18 protein-coding genes are annotated in these 17,589 nt (G+C 67.6%); 5 read left to right on the forward strand and 13 right to left on the reverse strand.

The genetic code is table 11. The annotated features are described in order from the left end of the window. Genes ACP7AU_RS00310 through guaA form a run of 4 tightly spaced genes read left to right on the forward strand, consistent with a single transcriptional unit; the run spans position 1 to position 4,047 of the window. A complete protein-coding gene (locus tag ACP7AU_RS00310) occupies positions 1-1,419 on the forward strand; it encodes an RsmB/NOP family class I SAM-dependent RNA methyltransferase (RefSeq protein ID WP_426050168.1) in 1,419 nt (472 codons plus the stop codon). Next, positions 1,419-1,820 (forward strand): lysozyme inhibitor LprI family protein, encoded by a 402-nt coding sequence (locus tag ACP7AU_RS00315; protein ID WP_426035057.1) that lies wholly within the window; start codon positions 1,419-1,421, stop codon positions 1,818-1,820. Before ACP7AU_RS00310 ends, ACP7AU_RS00315 begins: the two co-directional genes overlap by 1 nt. Continuing rightward, positions 1,817-2,488 carry a 5'-methylthioadenosine/S-adenosylhomocysteine nucleosidase gene (locus tag ACP7AU_RS00320; protein WP_426035059.1) on the forward strand — a complete coding sequence of 224 codons (672 nt, stop codon included), beginning with the start codon at positions 1,817-1,819 and terminating at the stop codon, positions 2,486-2,488. Before ACP7AU_RS00315 ends, ACP7AU_RS00320 begins: the two co-directional genes overlap by 4 nt. Then, positions 2,485-4,047 (forward strand): glutamine-hydrolyzing GMP synthase, encoded by a 1,563-nt coding sequence (guaA, locus tag ACP7AU_RS00325; RefSeq protein WP_426035061.1) that lies wholly within the window; start codon positions 2,485-2,487, stop codon positions 4,045-4,047. The genes ACP7AU_RS00320 and guaA overlap by 4 nt, the downstream gene beginning before the upstream one ends. Before the next feature lie 182 nt (positions 4,048-4,229). On the opposite strand, the gene ACP7AU_RS00330 is transcribed toward guaA, so the two are convergent. The 3 genes from ACP7AU_RS00330 to ACP7AU_RS00340 are packed head-to-tail and all read right to left on the reverse strand — an operon-like array spanning position 4,230 to position 9,990. Then, positions 4,230-7,412 (reverse strand): efflux RND transporter permease subunit, encoded by a 3,183-nt coding sequence (locus ACP7AU_RS00330; RefSeq protein ID WP_426050169.1) that lies wholly within the window; start codon positions 7,410-7,412, stop codon positions 4,230-4,232. Positions 7,413-7,426: 14 nt separating this feature from the next. After that, positions 7,427-8,686 carry an efflux RND transporter periplasmic adaptor subunit gene (locus tag ACP7AU_RS00335; RefSeq protein ID WP_426050170.1) on the reverse strand — a complete coding sequence of 420 codons (1,260 nt, stop codon included), beginning with the start codon at positions 8,684-8,686 and terminating at the stop codon, positions 7,427-7,429. Next, complete coding sequence (locus tag ACP7AU_RS00340) at positions 8,683-9,990, reverse strand: TolC family protein (protein ID WP_426035067.1); 1,308 nt, start codon at positions 9,988-9,990, stop codon at positions 8,683-8,685. Before ACP7AU_RS00340 ends, ACP7AU_RS00335 begins: the two co-directional genes overlap by 4 nt. 204 nt (positions 9,991-10,194) lie before the next feature. Here ACP7AU_RS00340 and ACP7AU_RS00345 point away from each other — a divergent pair, with 204 nt between their 5' ends. After that, on the forward strand, positions 10,195-10,473 hold the full coding sequence (locus ACP7AU_RS00345) for a hypothetical protein (protein ID WP_426050171.1): 279 nt from the start codon (positions 10,195-10,197) through the stop codon (positions 10,471-10,473). A gap of 162 nt (positions 10,474-10,635) precedes the next feature. On the opposite strand, the gene ACP7AU_RS00350 is transcribed toward ACP7AU_RS00345, so the two are convergent. The 10 genes from ACP7AU_RS00350 to ACP7AU_RS00395 form a co-directional block, all read right to left on the reverse strand. Next, on the reverse strand, positions 10,636-10,860 hold the full coding sequence (locus tag ACP7AU_RS00350) for an ammonium transporter family protein (RefSeq protein WP_426050172.1): 225 nt from the start codon (positions 10,858-10,860) through the stop codon (positions 10,636-10,638). A gap of 10 nt (positions 10,861-10,870) precedes the next feature. After that, positions 10,871-11,257 (reverse strand): copper resistance protein CopC, encoded by a 387-nt coding sequence (locus ACP7AU_RS00355; protein WP_426035073.1) that lies wholly within the window; start codon positions 11,255-11,257, stop codon positions 10,871-10,873. Positions 11,258-11,274: 17 nt separating this feature from the next. After that, a complete protein-coding gene (locus ACP7AU_RS00360; protein WP_426050173.1) occupies positions 11,275-12,369 on the reverse strand; it encodes a copper resistance protein B in 1,095 nt (364 codons plus the stop codon). Further along, the gene (locus ACP7AU_RS00365; RefSeq protein ID WP_426050174.1) at positions 12,366-14,216 is read right to left on the reverse strand and encodes a copper resistance system multicopper oxidase; all 1,851 of its coding nucleotides are present in this window, start codon (positions 14,214-14,216) and stop codon (positions 12,366-12,368) included. Before ACP7AU_RS00365 ends, ACP7AU_RS00360 begins: the two co-directional genes overlap by 4 nt. 130 nt (positions 14,217-14,346) lie before the next feature. Continuing rightward, entirely contained in the window at positions 14,347-14,868 is a 522-nt protein-coding gene (locus tag ACP7AU_RS00370) for an RNA polymerase sigma factor (RefSeq protein ID WP_426035079.1), read from the reverse strand. 40 nt (positions 14,869-14,908) lie between these two features. Further along, a complete protein-coding gene (locus ACP7AU_RS00375) occupies positions 14,909-15,349 on the reverse strand; it encodes a Spy/CpxP family protein refolding chaperone (protein ID WP_426050175.1) in 441 nt (146 codons plus the stop codon). Then, positions 15,346-15,624 (reverse strand): hypothetical protein, encoded by a 279-nt coding sequence (locus tag ACP7AU_RS00380; protein ID WP_426050176.1) that lies wholly within the window; start codon positions 15,622-15,624, stop codon positions 15,346-15,348. The genes ACP7AU_RS00375 and ACP7AU_RS00380 overlap by 4 nt, the downstream gene beginning before the upstream one ends. A gap of 73 nt (positions 15,625-15,697) precedes the next feature. Next, a complete protein-coding gene (copD, locus tag ACP7AU_RS00385; protein WP_426035085.1) occupies positions 15,698-16,615 on the reverse strand; it encodes a copper homeostasis membrane protein CopD in 918 nt (305 codons plus the stop codon). Between the two features lies 1 nt (position 16,616). Continuing rightward, a complete protein-coding gene (gene copC / locus ACP7AU_RS00390) occupies positions 16,617-16,979 on the reverse strand; it encodes a copper homeostasis periplasmic binding protein CopC (protein WP_426035087.1) in 363 nt (120 codons plus the stop codon). Positions 16,980-17,059: 80 nt separating this feature from the next. Further along, positions 17,060-17,554, reverse strand: coding sequence for a DUF305 domain-containing protein (locus ACP7AU_RS00395; protein ID WP_426050177.1), 495 nt, complete (start codon positions 17,552-17,554; stop codon positions 17,060-17,062). Between the last annotated feature and the right edge of the window lie 35 nt (positions 17,555-17,589).

The following is a 17,589-nucleotide window of genomic DNA, read 5'->3' on the forward strand; positions in this document are numbered from 1 at the left end:
GTGACCCCAGCCGCTCGCCTCGCCGCCGCCGCCGCCATCATCGACCGCATCAGCGCGGGCAAGGCCCCGGCCGAGGCCGTCCTGAAGACCTGGGGGACCGAGAACCGCTATGCCGGGTCCAAGGACCGCCGGGCCATCGCCGACCAGGTCTACAAGGTCACGCGCGCGCGGGGTCGCCTGGTCTGGGCCATGGGCGGGCGCGAGGACGGGCGCGCCCTGGTCATCGGCGCGCTGAGCCTGATCGACGGTCTGTCGGTCGAGGAGATCGAGGCCCTGCACTCCGGCGACGGCTACGGGCCCAAGCCCCTGTCGAAACAGGAACGCAGCCGCATCAGCCTGACCGACGACGGGGCGCCCGCCTGGGCGCTCGCCGGCCTGCCCGAGTTCGTGGTCGAGGACTTCAAGAACACCTTCGGCGACCGCTGGGCCGAGGAGGCCGCCGGGCTGATGGTGCCACGCGCCCCGATCGACCTGCGCGTCAACGCCGCCAAGGCCACGGTCGACGAGGTCATCGCCGAACTGCGCGAGGCGGGCCTGGCGCCGGAACGCACGCCCTGGTCGGCCTGGGGCCTGCGCCTCTCGGCCGAGCCGCCGCCCAACGTCCAGGCGCTGGAAGCCTTTAAGGCCGGGCGGATCGAGATCCAGGACGAGGGCAGCCAGATCACCTGCTGGCTGGCCGGCGTCGAACCCGGCATGACCGTCGTCGACTATTGCGCCGGGGGCGGGGGCAAGACCCTGGGTCTGGCGATGCAGGGGCTGGCCGTCGGCGCCTCACGCGTCGAGGCCGCGCCGCCCGAGCCCGAACGCATCTGGACTCCGACCGGCTGGGTCGATGCGCCCAAAGCGAAGCCCAAACCTGCGACGATCGCCAGGGCCGATGGCCGGCTGATCGCTTGCGACGTGGTGCAGAAGCGGCTCGACAACATCCGGCCCCGCCTGGCGCGCGCTGGCGTCGAGGCGGAGCTGATCCATCTTGGTCCCAACGGCGGCGGCGTCGAGGACATCGTCGGCATCGCCGATGTCGTCTTCGTCGACGCGCCCTGCACCGGCTCCGGCACGTGGCGTCGTCGGCCCGAGGACGCCTGGCGTCTGAAGCCCGAAGAGGTCGACCGGATGCACTCGCTGCAGATGGCCATCCTGGCCCGCGCGGCCAAGCTGGTGAAGCCAGGCGGGCGTCTGGTCTATGTGACCTGCTCCATGCTGCGGGTCGAGAACGAGGCCACGCTGGACCACTTCGAAGAGGATCATCCGTCGTTCGCCCCGGTCGCGATCACCGAAGGCCTGGCGTCGTCCTCCTTCACCGACGCGGGCCGCAACAAACTGGCCGAATTGGCCGGCGGCGGACATCGTCTGCGCCTTTCCCCGGCCACGGCTGACACCGATGGCTTCTTCGCCGCGATCTACGAACGGACCGCCTGATGCTGAAATCGCCTTTGCTGCTCGGTCTCGCCGTCGTTGGCCTGTGCGCCGCGCCCGCCTTCGCCCAGAGCGATGACGAGATCGATGCCCGGCTGTCGGCCCGCTACGACCGCTGCCTGAACGTCGCCGAGACCACGGTCGAGATGGTCAAGTGCAACACGGACGAACTGGTCGGTCGCGACGCCGATCTGAACCGCGTCTACCGGACGCTGATGGCGCAATCGAACGCCTCGGCCGCCGCCGGCTTCCGCCGCTCGCAGCGGGCCTGGCTGTCCACGCGCGACAGCGACTGCGCCGCCGAAGCGGGCCAGGGTTCGATCGCCCGCGTGAACATGGCCCAGTGCGTCCTGCGCAAGACCGTTGAACGCACCCTGTGGCTCGAGGCGAGGGTCGCTGGTTGAGCGCTGAGAAGACCACGCCCTGGGATCTGACGGCTTTCGGCCCGCTGACAGCCCTGTGCGTCATGGCGGCCCGGGCCGAGTACGGCCCGGCGTTGAAGGCGCGGATTAGGCCCCTGATCACCGGCGTCGGACCGGTCGAGGCGGCGGTCGAGACCACGATCGCCCTGGCGATGCTGGAGCGGGAAGGGCGGTTGCCTGACCTCATCCTCTCCCTCGGTTCGGCGGGGTCACAGACGCTGCAACACGGCCGTGTCTACTGGGTGGACGAGGTCGCCTATCGCGACATGGACGCCTCGGCGATCGGCTTCCCCAGGGGCGTCACCCCCTTCCTCGACGAACCCGCCGTCCTGACCCTGGCCAGCGGACCGGCGGGTCAGCCCTATGCCCGCCTCGCGACCGGCGGCAGCGTCGTCACCGGCGAGGCCTATGACGACATTGATGCCGACATGGTCGATATGGAGACCTATGCCGTCGTCCGCGCCGCTGCGAAGTTCGACGTGCCGGTCATGGGCCTGCGCGGCATTTCGGACGGCAAGGCCGACCTGACCGGCCTGTCCGACTGGACCGATACCCTGTCGGTGATCGACGAAGGGCTGGCCGAGGCGCTGGACCTGCTGAAAGCCGAATTCGAACGCCTGACCGCCCCCCTTCCCGAGGAGACGCCATGACTGCCGCCGCCGATCACCAGAAAGTCCTGATCGTCGATTTCGGCAGCCAGGTGACGCAGCTAATCGCGCGCCGCCTGCGCGAGGCCCGCGTCTATTGCGAGATTCATCCCTACGCCAAGGCGGAGGCCGCCCTGGCCGCCATGAGCCCGGCGGCCATCATCCTGTCCGGTGGTCCCGAGAGCGTCCACGAGGAGGGCAGCCCGCGCGCGCCCCAGGCCGTGTTTGAGGCCGGCGTGCCCGTGCTGGGCATCTGCTACGGCGAGATGACCATGTGCGAGCAGCTGGGCGGCAAGGTCGAGGGCGGCCATCACCGCGAGTTCGGCCGCGCCGGGATCACCGTTTCCAAATCCTCGCCTCTGCTGGCCGGTCTCGCCCCGGTCGGCGAGGACGAGACGGTCTGGATGAGCCACGGCGACAAGATCGTCGCCATTCCCCAGGGCTTCGACGTCGTCGCGACCTCGGCCGGAAGCCCCTACGCCGTGATCGCCGATGAGACCCGCCGCTTCTACGGCGTCCAGTTCCACCCCGAGGTCATGCACACGCCGCGCGGCGCGACCATGCTGAAGAACTTCACCCATGGCATCGCCGGGCTGAAGGGCGACTGGACCATGGCCGCCTATCGCGATGAGAAGATCGCCCAGATCCGCAAACAGGTCGGCTCGGCCAAGGTCGTCTGCGGCCTGTCGGGCGGGGTCGATAGCTCCGTCGCAGCCGTCCTGATCCACGAGGCCATCGGCGACCAGCTGACCTGCGTCTTCGTCGACACCGGCCTGTTGCGCAAGGACGAGGCCACCCAGGTCACGGCTCTGTTCAGGGAGCATTACAACATTCCCCTGATCCACGTTGATGCGTCGAAGGAATTCCTCGGCGAGCTGGCCGGCGTCTCGGACCCCGAGACCAAGCGCAAAATCATCGGCCGGGTCTTCATCGAGATCTTTGACCGCGAGGCCGGCAAGATCGAGGGCGCCGAATTCCTCGCCCAGGGCACCCTCTATCCGGATGTGATCGAGAGCGTCTCGTCGTCCAGTGGCAAGGCCCACGTGATCAAGAGCCACCACAATGTCGGCGGCCTGCCCGACTTCATGAAGCTGAAGCTGGTCGAGCCCTTGCGCGAACTGTTCAAGGATGAGGTCCGCGCCCTGGGCCGCGAACTGGGCCTGACCGACGCCTTCGTCGGCCGACACCCTTTCCCGGGACCGGGTCTGGCCATCCGCATTCCCGGCGAGATCACGCCCGAGGCCGTCGCGACCCTGCAACAGGCCGACGCCATCTATCTGGACGAGATCCGCAAGGCCGGCCTCTACGACAAGATCTGGCAGGCCTTCGCTGTCCTGCTGCCGGTCAAGACCGTCGGCGTCATGGGCGACGCCCGCACCTACGAAAAAGTCCTGGCCCTGCGCGCGGTCTCGTCCACCGACGGCATGACCGCCGACTTCTTCGAATTCCCCTGGGACGTCCTGGGCAAGTGCGCGACGCGGATCGTCAACGAAGTGCGGGGTGTGAACCGCGTCGTCTACGACGTGACCTCCAAGCCCCCCGGCACGATCGAGTGGGAATGATTCAGGGCTTCCGGAGCCTTTCGGCGCCACTTCCGATTTTCCCTCTAAATTACTGACCTAAAAAATAAATATGTTCTCCGTCTCTCGGTACGTTTCGAGGGGTAGCGAACCCGCCTGTCGGTCTGCCGGACGGTCTTGGGTCCATTGCCTCAGCCAGGCCGTCCAGCGAGGGCTCGCGGCGGTCATTGGCTCCTCCGATTGAAGGCAAGGCGGGGAAACCCGCGGCGCGGCGTGCCCTCTGGACGAGGCGGGCGGCCGTGGACGAGGCTGTAGAGGGCCGGAAGAACCAGCAGGGTGAGGATCGTCGAGGAGAGGATCCCGCCGATAACGACCGTGGCCAGAGGGCGCTGGACCTCGGCGCCGGCCCCGACGTTCAGGGCCATGGGGACGAAGCCGAGACTGGCGACTAGGGCAGTCATCAACACCGGGCGAAGACGGGTCAACGCCCCCTCCCGGATGGCCTCGTCGAGCGGCTTGCCCTCGGCGATCAGGCTGCGGATGAAGGTGACCAAAACGACGCCGTTGAGAACCGCGACCCCGGACAGGGCGATGAAGCCGACGCCCGCTGAAATCGACAGCGGCAGGCCGCGCATCATCAGGGCCGCCACGCCCCCGGTCAGCGCCAGAGGAACGCCGGAGAAGACGATGGCCGAGTCCTTCACCGACCGGAACAGGGCGAACAGCAGGCCGAAGATCAGCAGCAGCACCGCAGGCACGACCAGCTGGAGTCGCTTGGCCGCCGAGATCAGCTGCTCGAATGTGCCGCCATAGGTGACCCAATAGCCGGAGGGGAGCGTGACCTCGGCCTCGACCCGATCCTGGACCTCCCCGACGAACGAGCCCAGATCGCGGTCGCGGACGTTTGCCGTGGTTACGATGCGGCGTTTGCCGTTTTCGCGACTGATCTGGTTCGGTCCCGAGGTCAGTTCGATGGTCGCGACCTCATTCAGGGGCACGAACTGCCGCGGCTGTCCCTCGCCCGCCGGGAGCGGGATCTGGAGACGACCGATGGCGTCGGTGTCGGCGCGCAGACGTTCGGGCAGACGGACGACGACGTCGAAGCGGCGGTCGCCCTCGAAGATCTGTCCGGCGGTGGTGCCGCCCATCGAGGTCGAGATCACCGACTGGACGTCGTTGATGCTCAGTCCCAGACGCGCCATGGCGGGCCGGTTGGGCGTGATCTGAAGCACCGGCAGGCCGGTGATCTGTTCGGTCTGAGGATCGGCGGCCCCGGCGACCGAGGCCACGATGGTCTCGATCTCGCCCCCTAGCCGCAGGAGTTCGTCCAGGTCGTCGCCATAGACCTTGATGGCGACATCGGCCCGCACACCGCTCAGCAGTTCGTTGAACCGCATCTGGATCGGCTGTGTGAACTCATACTTGCTGCCGGGGATCTCGTTTACGGCCGCTTCCATCTCGGCGACGAGATCGCCGCGAGCCTTCCTGGGGTCTGGCCAGTCCTTCCTGTCCTTCAGCATGATGAATGTGTCGGCAACTGACGGCGGCACGGGATCGGTGGCGACCTCGGCGGTGCCGATCTTGGCCACGACCCGCTCGACCTCGGGGAAGCGGGCGATGCGCGCCTCCAGAGCGGTCTGCATCTGCACGGCCTGCGTCAGGCTGGTGCCGGGGATGCGCAGGGCGTGCATGGCGATGTCGCCCTCGTCCAGATTGGGCACGAACTCCGAGCCCATCCTCGACGCCCCGAACCCGGCGATCAGCACGAGGACGACCGCGATGCCGATCATCAGAGTGCGGGCCTTGAGCGCGAAGTCGAGCGCCGGCTGATAGCCGACCCGTGCCCAGCGCATCAGGAAACTGTCCTTCTCCTCGACCTTGCCGGTGACGAACATGGCGACGGCGGCCGGCACGAAGGTCAGGGACAGAAGCAGCGCCGCCGTCAGGGCGATGACCACGGTGATGGCCATGGGATGGAAGGTCTTTCCCTCCACCCCGGTCAAAGCAAAGATCGGCACATAAACCAGGGTAATGATCATCACCCCGAACAGCGACGGTCGGATCACCTCTCTGGAGGCGGTCGCCGCGAGGTCGAACCGCTCCTCGCGGGTCAGGATGCGACCCAGGCGATGCTGGGCCTCGCCGTAACGGCGCAGGCAATTCTCGACGATGATGACGGCCCCATCGACGATCAGGCCGAAGTCGAGTGCGCCGAGGCTCATCAGATTGCCCGACGTCCCGGTGCGAACCATGCCGGTGATGGTCATCAGCATGGTGATCGGAATGACCGCAGCCGTGATCAGGGCCGCACGGATATTGCCGAGCAGCAGAAACAGCACGACGATGACCAGCAGGGCGCCCTCGACAAGGTTCTTCTCGACGGTGTGAATCGCGCGTTCGACCAGTTCGGTGCGGTCGTAGACAGGGGTGGCGACCACCCCTGCCGGCAAGGCTTTGGATGCTTCCTCCAGGCTGGCGGCGGCGGCCTGGGCGACGATGCGGCTGTTCTCACCGGCCAGCATCAGGACGGTGGCGAGCACCGTCTCCTTGCCGTTCTCGGTCGCGGCGCCCGTGCGCAGTTCCTGGCCCATGCCGATGTCGGCGACGTCCAGAACGCGGATCGGAACCCCGCCGCGCGTGGCGATCACGATGTTGCCCAGGTCTTCGGTCGTCGAGGCCTGGCCAGGAACGCGGATCAGATACTGTTCTCCGAAGCGTTCGACATAGCCAGCGCCGACGTTGGCGTTGTTGTTGTTCAGCGCCTCGACCACCTCGGCCATGGTCACTCCGTAGGCCGCAAGCCGCTGGGGATCGGGCGTGACGTGATACTGGCGCTCGTAGCCGCCGACGGTGTTGACTTCGGTCACGCCGCGCGTGTTGCGAAGCTGGGGCCGGATGACCCAGTCCTGGAGGGTACGCAGGTCCTCGGACGTCCAGGGCTGGCCGTCGGGACGACGCGCGCCCGGTTCGGCCTCGACCGTATACATGAAAATTTCCCCGAGGCCGGTGGCGATGGGGCCGAGTTCAGGGATGACGCCCGGCGGAAGCTGGCCCAGCGCGCTTTGCAGGCGCTCGTTCACCAGCTGGCGAGCGAAATAGATGTCGGTGCCGTCGTCGAAGATGACGGTGACCTGGCTCAGCCCGTAGCGGGAGACCGAGCGGGTGTATTGCAGGCCCGGCACGCCCGCCACGGCCGTTTCGACCGGGAAGGTGATGCGCTGTTCGGCCTCGAGCGGCGAATAGCCGGGGGCCTCGGTGTTGATCTGAATCTGGACGTTGGTGATGTCCGGGGTGGCGTCGATCGGCAGCCGCTGGAAACTCCAGACGCCGACGGCGCAGGCCGCGAGGACCAGCCCCATGACCCCCCATCGAAAGCGGATCGACAGGGCGATGATGCGTTCAAGCATGGTTCTGGCGCCCTCTAGTGGTCATGGCTCGCGCCGGACTTCTCGATGTCCGCGCGAATGAGGAAGGCGCCGTCCACGACGTATTCGGTTCCGGGTTCGAGCCCGCCCAGCACCTCGGTCCACTCGTCGGTCCTTCGACCCAGTTCGAGCATCCGAACCTCGTAGGTGTTGCCAACCTTGGCGTAGACGACGGTGAAGTCGCGGAAGGGCTGCAGCGCCCTGGTCTGGACCGCGAGGGGCACCTCTCCCTGACCGACCTGAACCGTGCCCTGCACCCCGAGCCCAGGCCGCCAGACACCGCCCTGATAGGCCAGATCGACATGGGCGATGAGTGTCTGGCTCATTGGATCAGAGCCGGGCAGGACGGTTTCGATGACGCCATTGAAGCGGTGATCGCCCGCCAGGCTGGTGACCTCGACCCGCTGGCCCCGGCGGACACGCTCCGCATCGCGCGGATAGAGGGCGAACTCGGCGTGGAGGCGGGTGGGGTCGCCTATCACAAGCATGGGCTCGCCGCCCGAACCCGTTATCGCGCCGGCGTTGACGTTCTTGGCCATAATGATGCCGGAGATCGGCGCGGTGACCGAATAGGTCTGGAGGCTCTCGCTGGACTCGACACGCGCCAGCACTTGGCCGCGCGAGACCCGCTGGCCCAGTTCGACGTTCATCGCCATCACCCGGCCTGGATAGCGGGCGAAGACGTCGCTCTGGCCCTCGGGCGTGATCTCCACCCGACCGCTGAGGGGCAGGGATTCGCCCAGGACCGCCGAACCGGCACGCTGTGTCGTGACACCCCCGGCGCGAGCCGCGTCGGCGGTGATGACCGTGCGCCCCTCATAGGACGGATAGGTCCAGGTCGATCGCTTGCCGTTCTGCGTCGCCGCGACCGCCACGTCGAAGGAGTGGGGCTCGGAGACCACACCGGGACTTGCGAGATAGTCCTCGGTCGCGATGAAGGTGAACCGATCGACCTTCGGCCCAAGCCGCGTCAGGGCGATGGTCGCCTGGACCTGACGCGGGTCCAGCGGCCTGTCCTTCAGATAGGGATAGAGCCGGAACAAGGGCTCCGGCCCTTCCTCGAAGATCGTGATCTCCAGAGCGAAGTCGCCGTCGCGCAGCATCCGGCCCCGGTGAGGACCGCGCTCATAGTCCGCCGCAGCGGTCTCGCCTTCGGCCTTCCCGGCGGGCGCACCCTGGCCGCAGGCCGAGACGCCGGCGGCGAGCACCATCAGGGACACGGCGATCAGGCGCCGCGAAACGAGGGGAGGGGTCATGGCTGGATTTCCAGGCCGAGCAGGCCGGCGTGCGCGCCTGTCAGCCGGTCAAGGCGGGCGCGGTCGGCGTGAAATTGTTCGAGCACAGCCACTCGGCGCGCCCGGGTTTCGAGCAGGGCCGCATGTGCGGCCATGACGTCGTTGTAGGTGAAGCCGCCACGGGCGAACCCTTCCTGGACGAGCGACACCGCGCGTTCGGCCTGCGGCAGGGTTTCCTCGGCGATGCGGCGGGCCTCATTGGCCCGGGCCAGGAGTTGCACCTGCAGCCGGGCGATCTCGCGTTCGCGGTCGATCCGGAAGGCCTCGAGATCGGCCTGGTAGGCCGTGCCCTCGGCGCGGGCGCGGTCGATGGCGCCCTGGTTCCGGTCATGGCGCTGCAGCGGAATGGAGCCGCCGAACACCAGGGACAGATCATTGTCCCAGATGTGCCTCACGCCCAAGCTCACGGTCGGATCCGGAATGGCCCGGGCTTCCTCGACCCGCACACGGGCGTCGGCGATCCCTCGCTGGGCCAGGAAGACGTCGAAGTCGGCCTGGGCGGCCTCGCCGGCCGCTACCCGCGACGCACGGGTGTCTTCGAAAGCGGCCGGACCGACCTCGAAGTCGGCGGGGCCGTCCCAGAATTTGGCCAGGCTGATCCTGGCGATCCGGACCGAGATCTCGGCCTCGTCGAAATCGATCTGCGCCTGCGCCAGTTCGGCCTCCGCCCTCGCGCCCGCGAACAGCGGATCACGGGCGGCGTCGACCCGGCGCTGCACCTCGCCCTGGAACCGTTCCGCGAGGACCAGCCGTTCGCGGGCGATTTCCAGCTGTGCCTCGGAAGTCAGCACCTCGGTCCAGGCGCGTTGCACGGTTTCGAGCCGGTCGAGTTGACGGACACGGGCAGTGGCGAGGACCAACACGCCTTCGCCCCGCGCCAGATCGACCCGCGCCGGTCGGTCCCCGCCTCGCTCGAGCTGCTGTTCGTAGCTGAACGTCGTCTCGGTGCGGCCGAGGATGTCGCCGCTGCCGAGGGTCGGCAGGTTCTCGACCATCAGGCCGAGCGTCGGGTTGGGGCGAACATCCGCCTGACGGACGCCGGCCTCCGCGGCGCGGGATCGGGCCTCAAGACCGGCCCTTGCGGGATCGGCGGCAGCGGCGCGACGGAGCGCCTCTTCAAGATGAAGTGACCGCACAGACGCACCGGCAAGGGAGTCGGGCGTCGCTTGGGCGAAAGCCTCGATGGGCGGCAAGGCCGCCGCAAAGGTGAGCACGAGGGCCGAAACGGCCGCCACTCGCGTCCACGATCCGGCAGCGCCGGACATGGGATGTCTCAAGGGTAGTCTCCAAAAACAGGACGCGCGCGACCGGGCGGTCGCGCAGGATCAGGCGGTCAGGCGCTGCTGTTTTGGAGGGTGAGAAGGACCGTCACCACGGATTCCGGGCGGCCTCAGGCCTGACGCCGGACCCAGACGGGCGGACGCCATGATTACGGCCTCTGTCTGGTGGGCCGGGGTCGTCAGGGCGACATGCACATCACCACCACCATGATGGTGATGGTTGATCGGACTATCCCCGCCGGGCCTGTCGGCGACGTCGAACGCCGAGGCGTCGTCAGTGGGCGCAGGCTCGGTCTGATCATGCTCGTGATCGTGGCCGATCGTGGCGGCCTCGGCATAGGATACGCCCGGGAACTGCAGGCCGTGTTCAAGGCGATGCCGGGTGTCGATCACGCCATGCGCCTGCAGCGCGACCAGGATGGCCACGCCGAGGCAGACGCAGAGGAGGCGGAACGATTGCGGCAATAGAAGACCCCGATCTTGGCCGACTAGGGGGAATCGGGCGACGACGCAACGAGGGGCTCGTCGCAGCCGTCGCCCATTGATGGAGACGCCGTTTCGTGGCCGTCGGCGCAAGGCTGACATCCAGCCAGTTCGCGCCTTCGGCCCAGGCGGTCCCGATCGGTTCGATCAGTTGTGGTCAGCGTGACCCCGGGGCGCCGGCGTGTCCGACGGAACCGGGGCTGACGGCGCCGGCTCGGTCGGAGCGGGCTCGGTCTTCATCTTCTCGCAGCAGGGCATGGCAGCGTCTGCGGCCATGTCCTTGCAGCAGTCGCGGGCTTCTGCGGCCAGGGCCGCACCGGCGCTCAGCGTCAGGATCGCGGCAGCGGCGGCCAACAGGTTGGAAACTTTCATCGTCGTTCTCCTAGTGAACCATGAAGCTGGAAGCGCCGGACATCTTGTGGCCGTCCGGACCTTCGGCGGCCCAGGCAGCAACATAGGTTGCCGGGGCGAGACGCGGCAAGGCCACCCCTACGGTCGCGGCCGCCGGCGCGGCGGGCGCAGTCACGACAACCGGCTCCTGGCCATTGGCAGTCAGGGTCACGGTCTTCAGGATCATGGGGTGCGGGAAGGTCGCGCTGAACCGTTCGGGCGAGCGTGAGATCATCGCGCCATCGGCGGGCGTGGTGACGATCCCGGAGGCGGCGGGAGCCTGGGCCTGCGGCGCCGGGTGGTGTCCGGCGTGCGGGTCCTGGGCGGCAGCCGCGCCGGCGAACGCCAGGGCGGCGGTGAGAACGAGAGTGCGGATCATGGGGTGGTCTCCTTTGACTAGAACCAGGCCTTGAGGCCCACGACGAAACGGGTGTGTTCAGCTTCGCCGCCGCGGGCTTCGATGTAGTCGGCGGTGTTTCCGAGCGCGCGGCTCCACTCGACGCCGATGTAGGGGGCGAACTCCTTGCGGAATTCGTAGCGCAGTCTCAGGCCGGCCTCGACCGAGGACAGGCCAGAGCCGATCTCCAGCCCCGGAATATCGCTGGCCGAGGCGTCGATTTCGAAGCGTGGCTGAAGGATCAGGCGTTGGGTGATCCGCTGATCATATTCGGCTTCGACACGGGCGGTCAGGTCACCCTCCGTGGACAGGAAAGCGGCCGCGTCGACCTCGAACCAATGGGGCGCCAGCCCCTGTAGACCCAGAACTAGATGGGTGGTGTCCTCCCCGTCGGGGCGGAAGTCCTGGCGCACGCCGGCCTGCACATCCCAGAAGGGCGTGATGGCCCGGCTGTAGAGGGCCTGGAGTTCGGCTTTCTCAAGATTGCCGCCGAAGTCGCCTTCGCCCTCTGACTTCCACCAGAAGCGATTAATGTCCCCGCCACTCCATCCCTGGACATCCCAAAGGTAGGTGTCACCGCCATCGCCAAAGCCCGCTTCGAGGCGATCGATGATGACGGCCGTGGTGCGGACGTCGCCGTTCTCGGCAATCAAGGTCTGGCGTGATGGGGCCATCGCCTCCGCGCCGAAGACCAGATCGGCGGCGTGCGTCGGGCCGCTCAGGGCGGCGGCCGGGATCGGCGTCTCTGGAGGTCGGCCGGAATCGTTCGCGCTGGTCGGGACATCCGGCGGTCCCATGCTCATCGTCGACATGTCGTGTCCGGCATGAGGATCCGCCGGGGCGGGTTGCATGGTGGACATGTCGTGGCCCGCATGCGGATCGGCTGCGGGCGGCGTCGGCGCGGGGGATATGACATGACCCGCGTGAGGATCCTGAGCCACAGGGCGAGCGGGCGTCGGGGGACTGGGGGCCGGAACGGGCGCGGGTCGTGCGGGGGCAGGCATGGCGTGGCCCGCGTGCGGGTCCTGGGCCTGGGCGTTGAAGGCGCTGACGGCGAGGATCAGCGGCGCAAGAGCGAGAGCGAGACGCTTCATGACGCCGCTCCGTCCATGGGTCGCACTGTCACGACGTTGAACATGCCGGCATGCATGTGCATCAGCATGTGGCAGTGGAAGGCCCAATCGCCGGGCGCGTCAGCGGTCAGGTCGAAGGTGACCTTCGATCCCGGAGCGACGTTCACCGTGTGCTTGAGGGGCTGGTGTCCCGCCGGCCCGCCCGTCACGAGTTCGAAGAAGTGGCCGTGCAGGTGGATAGGGTGACCCATCATGGTGTCGTTCACCAGGGTGACGCGAACCCGTTCATTCCGTTCGAACCGGATCGGCTCGACCAGTTCGCTGAACTTGCGGCCGTCCAGGCCCCACATGAACCGTTCCATATTGCCCGTCAGATGGATTTCCATGGTTCGGGAGGGCGGCCGGCGATCGCTGTTGGGCTGGAGCGAAACCAGATCGGTGTAGACCAGCACCCGGTGATCGACGGTCTCCAGTCCCAGCGGTCGGTCGCCGAGCCGGTTGGCGGGGGCCATGGCGATCATGTCGACGCCGACGCCCACCGCCATGTCGGGTGGCGCGTTGTCGGGATCGCGCATGTTCATCGCGCCCATGTCCGCCATGTCAGAGGGCGGGGCGGCGGCCGGCGCCTGGGCCATGGCGGCGTGGTCCATCCCGGCCATAGCCCCGTGGTCCATCCCGGCCATAGCCCCGTGGTCCATCCCGGCCATGGCTCCATGATCCATCCCGGCCATGCCGCCGTGGTCCATACTGCCCATCCCCATGTCGCGCATGGTCAGGGTCGGAACCTCACGGAGGGGCGGAACCTCGGCTGTCATGCCGAGGCGGGGCGCGAGGGTTGCGCGGCCCATGCCCGAACGATCGATGGCCTCGGACACGATGGTGTAGGCGCGGTCCTCGGTCGGCCGGACGATGACGTCATAGGTTTCGGCCACGGAGATCTGGAACTCGTCGACCTCGACAGGCCGCACGTCCACCCCGTCCGCCTGGACGACGGTCATGGGCAGGCCGGGGATCCGCACATTGAAGATCGACATCGCCGAGGCGTTGATAATGCGCAGGCGGACGCGCTCGCCCGGACGGAACAGGCCGGTCCAGTTTTCGTCCGGGCCATGACCATTGACCAGGAAGGTGTAGGTCGTGCCGTTCACGTCCGAGATGTCGCGCGGGTCCATCCGCATCTGGCCCCACATGCGCCGCTCTTCGAGGCTCATGCCGTCCTCGCCTGACAGCAGGCCGGACAGGGTCGTGCGCTGGCGATTAAAATAGCCGGGGCTCTTCTTCAGCTTCGCCAGGATCTCGTGGGGATGCATGAAGCTCCAGTCCGACAGGACGAGGACATGCTCGCGGTCGTAGGCGACCGGATCGGAGCCGGCCGGGTCGATGACGATCGGCCCATAGTGCCCCATCGCCTCCTGAAGCCCGGAGTGGCCGTGGTACCAGTAGGTGCCGTGCTGACGGACCGGGAACTCGTAGATGAAGGTCTCGCGCGGCCCGATGCCCGGGAAGCTGATGCCCGGCACGCCATCCATCTGGAAGGGCAGCAGCACGCCGTGCCAGTGGATCGAAGTGTCCTCGTCCAGGGTGTTGGTCACCGAGAGACGGGCGTTCTGACCCTCGCGGAGGCGCAGCAACGGCGCCGGCAGCAGGCCGTTGACCGTCACGGCGTGCCCGGTTCGGCCGCCGACCGAGAAGGGCGAATGTCCAACCGTGAGGTCGATATTGGGCCCGACGAGCGAGGGCAGATCGGACCGCAGGCCCGCGGACCCCGTCTGGGCCCAGGCCGGCATCAGGCCTTGCAGACCCAGCAAGCCGCCTCCGGCCGCAGCGCTGCGGAGAAGGCTGCGGCGATCCAGTCGCATACTCGACATGACAGTTCGGTCCTCGCTCAGACTATGTCGACGTCGTCTTCCAAGGCGCGGGAGACTGGACGTCCTACTTGTCAATACGCGTGAACACGCCCGGCCCCTTGCGGCGAACCGTCTCAGACGGTGGTGACGATCAGAGTCCCCGAAGCGCCTCGGCCAGCCGGGCCCGGGCCCTGGCGACGCGGGTCTCAACCGCCTTGGGCGTGGCCCCGACGATGCGCGCGACCTCGGCGTGAGAGCGGCCTTCGAGGGCGGTCAGAAGGAGCGGCGCCTTCAGGGCGTCCGGCAGGGCGGTTATGGCCCGGTCCAGGGCCGCCCGGCGCTGTCCCTGGTCCAGACGCTCTTCGGGGGACGCGGTCCCGTCCCCGACGGCGAGGGCCTCCGGCGCGTCCAGCCCCATGACACCGCGGACTACCCGGCGCACCGTCCGCTTGCGGCCCCAGTCGCGGCATTTGTTGACGGCGATCGAGCGGAGCCAGGTGGGGAAGCTGCGGCTGGGGTCATACCGGCGAATGGCGAGCCAGGCGGAGGTGTAGGTTTCCTGTACGAGGTCGTAGGCCTCGTCGTCGTCGCCGACATACCGGCGCACGAAGCGATGCAGGTCGCCCTTGGTCGCGGTCATCAGCGCGCTGAAGGCGGCCCGGTCGCCGGTCACCGCCCGTGCTTCGAGTGGAGCCCCCGAACCCACCCGGCTCTTACCCTGCGTCTTGCAGGAGGGCTCCGACGACCTGGCGGTCGAACGCCTGGGCCTGCTGGGGCGTCAGGACCGACCGCATCTCGAACACATGGGCGATGGTGGCCTTCTGGAGATCGCCCATGGCGGCATGGAAATGATCAACCGCGGCCTGGACCTGCGGACTGTCGCCCTCGCTGGCCGCGATCGCGTCCGCCAACTCGCGATTGGCCGTCCGGACTTCCCCTTCAAGCGCGCCCCGGCGCGAGGCGAAACGGGCCTCGATCGTCTCCAGACGGGCTTCCTGTTCCGCCGTCAGATCCAGCTGATGATGGACGATGCTGTGCAGATTGGGCGGGTCGTGCCGCTTCATCAGCCATGCCGTGCTGGCCCAGGTCCCGGCGCCGCTGGCGAGGGCGGCGAGCGCCGCCGTGATGACGATGGATCGCCAGCTCGCCTTCATTCGGCGGCTCCGAGGATTGCGATCGGGGACAGGCCCCCCGACACGCTGAACACCTGCATCTCCGAGGGCTTGGCCTGTGCGGACAGGGCGAACAGGCCCCCGTTGGCGAGGCCCACGACGAGCGCCATGCCCATGGCGGCGAGGCGGACGTGGCCCATCCGCCGCTCGCCGACCCGGGTCTCGATGCGGCGCCACACATCGGATTCCAGACCGGAAAGCGTGGCCGGGCTCGCCGGTCGGGCGTTTGCAATCAGGCGATCGATGTCCTCAGTCATGTTCCACCTCTGTCGGCCCCCGTAACCCCATACGCTTCGTACAGCCAAATCCCTCGGTTGAGGTCTCGCGCCGTCAAGGCAATGAGGCCGGGGGGGCGAGCGTGCCCATCACGGCGACGACCATCAGAACAGCCAGAGAGAGCGCGAATTCCGCGACAAGGCTTCGCCTGAGATGGCCGAACACGGCAGCCGGGTCCGCGCTGGCAGCCTCGAAGGCGGGCGTCAGCCGAAAGCGATTGGCGGCCGCCAGGCTCAGCATGAGGCCGAACAGGACGATCTTGAGAATGAACCAGCGCCCGTAGGCGGTATCGATCAGCGTCCAGATCCCGCTCCACCCCACCAGGAAGGCGCTATTGACGAGCCCTGTCAGCACGAGAATCGCCACGGCGAAGGCGCCGACACCCGCGAAGCCAATCAATGCACGCGCCAGAGCGCGATTCTGAACCGACGGCTCCCTTGGGCGCCACATCACCAGGGCGGCAAAGGCGGCCAGAGCCCCCACCCAAACCGACGCCGCAACGGCGTGCAGAATGTCCGACGCCAGATGAAGCGCGTGTCCGGAACCCTCCGTGGCCGCGCCGTGACCGGTCCAGGCGAAGCTCGCCGAGATGACAAGGCCAAACGAGGCGCAAATCCACCATAGCCGGGGCCCGGGTCTGATCATCGCGATCGCCGCCAAGGCCAGAAGCGCAAGGGCGGATCGGACGGCCAGCGCCATGCCGAGACCCATTCCGGTGACCATCATGACCAGCGAACCAGGCTTGATCGCTTCGCTCAAGGATCCCGCCATCATCGCGGTTTGGGCGACGAGGGCGGCCGGAGTTGCCAGGGCGAGGGCCACGGCCGCCCAGAACAGGGCGGGCCGCGGCCAGGTCAGGGCGAGGGGCGTCGTCGCCGCCGCGCTGTAGATCAGGAAGGCGGGCAGACCGAACAGCAGGGCGGATGCGGCGTACTGGACCGCTCGCAGGCCAATGACCGCGGCCTCGATCACGTCAGCGAACGGTGAAGGCGTAGGAACCGGTCATGCGGTGGCCGTCGTTCGAGGCGATGGTCCAGTTGACCGTATAGCCTCCGGCGGCGAGCGGTCGGGCGAGTGTGCCCGTGATCGATCGGCCGTCTTCGCTCACGGCCGTGCTGACGGCGGCCTTGGCGCCGGCGGTCGTCACGACTTCGAACGTCGAGAAGGCCGGGACCATCCGCTCGCTGAAGGTGAGGGCGATGGAGCGGGGCGCGGCCACGGTCGTGTTGGCCGCGGGCGTCGAACTGACCAGGCGTGCATGAGCGCTGACCGCACCGGCGGCCATGACCACGGCCGCGGCGACGGCAAAGGCGGGAACGAAACGATTGAAACGCATGTCGTGACTCCACTGACATCCAGATGATGTCTCAGAAATACGCGGCGGACGCCGCTTTCCCTCGCCGCAGCCTCTTCCGTTCAGTCGCGGCGCTTTTCGAGCAGCGCCTGCATCTGGGCGATCTCCTCCTGCTGGCCCCGCACGATGCCGTCGCACAGGGCGATGATCTCCGGATCGGTGAGCGACGCCTGTTCGCACATCAGCACGGCTCCGGAATGATGCGGGATCATCGACCGCAGGAACTCGTCGTCGCCTACGAACGCCTGGGTTCGCATGCCGATGAAGCTGCCGACGAAGATCACGGTCGCGACCGCTCCGATGATCAGGTTCGTCTTCCAGGACGGATACATGGACCGCATGAAGACAAGCATCAGGACTGCCATCGGCGCGACCATCATCAAGGTCATGTAGACGTTGTTCAGGTTGAGGTAGAAGTGACCGAGCGTGGCGATCATCGTGAACATGACCAGGTACATGATGACGAAATCTATCGCCAACTCGAGGTAAAGGCTTCGGTAGGGGCCCATACCGCCCGCGCGGCCGTGCTCGTCGTGGCTCGAATGTTGATGCGACATCGTCCGTGTCCTTCTGCAGAAATGTCAGCCAACAC

This window comes from Brevundimonas sp. SL161, assembly GCF_049896985.1.
Classification (GTDB): domain Bacteria; phylum Pseudomonadota; class Alphaproteobacteria; order Caulobacterales; family Caulobacteraceae; genus Brevundimonas.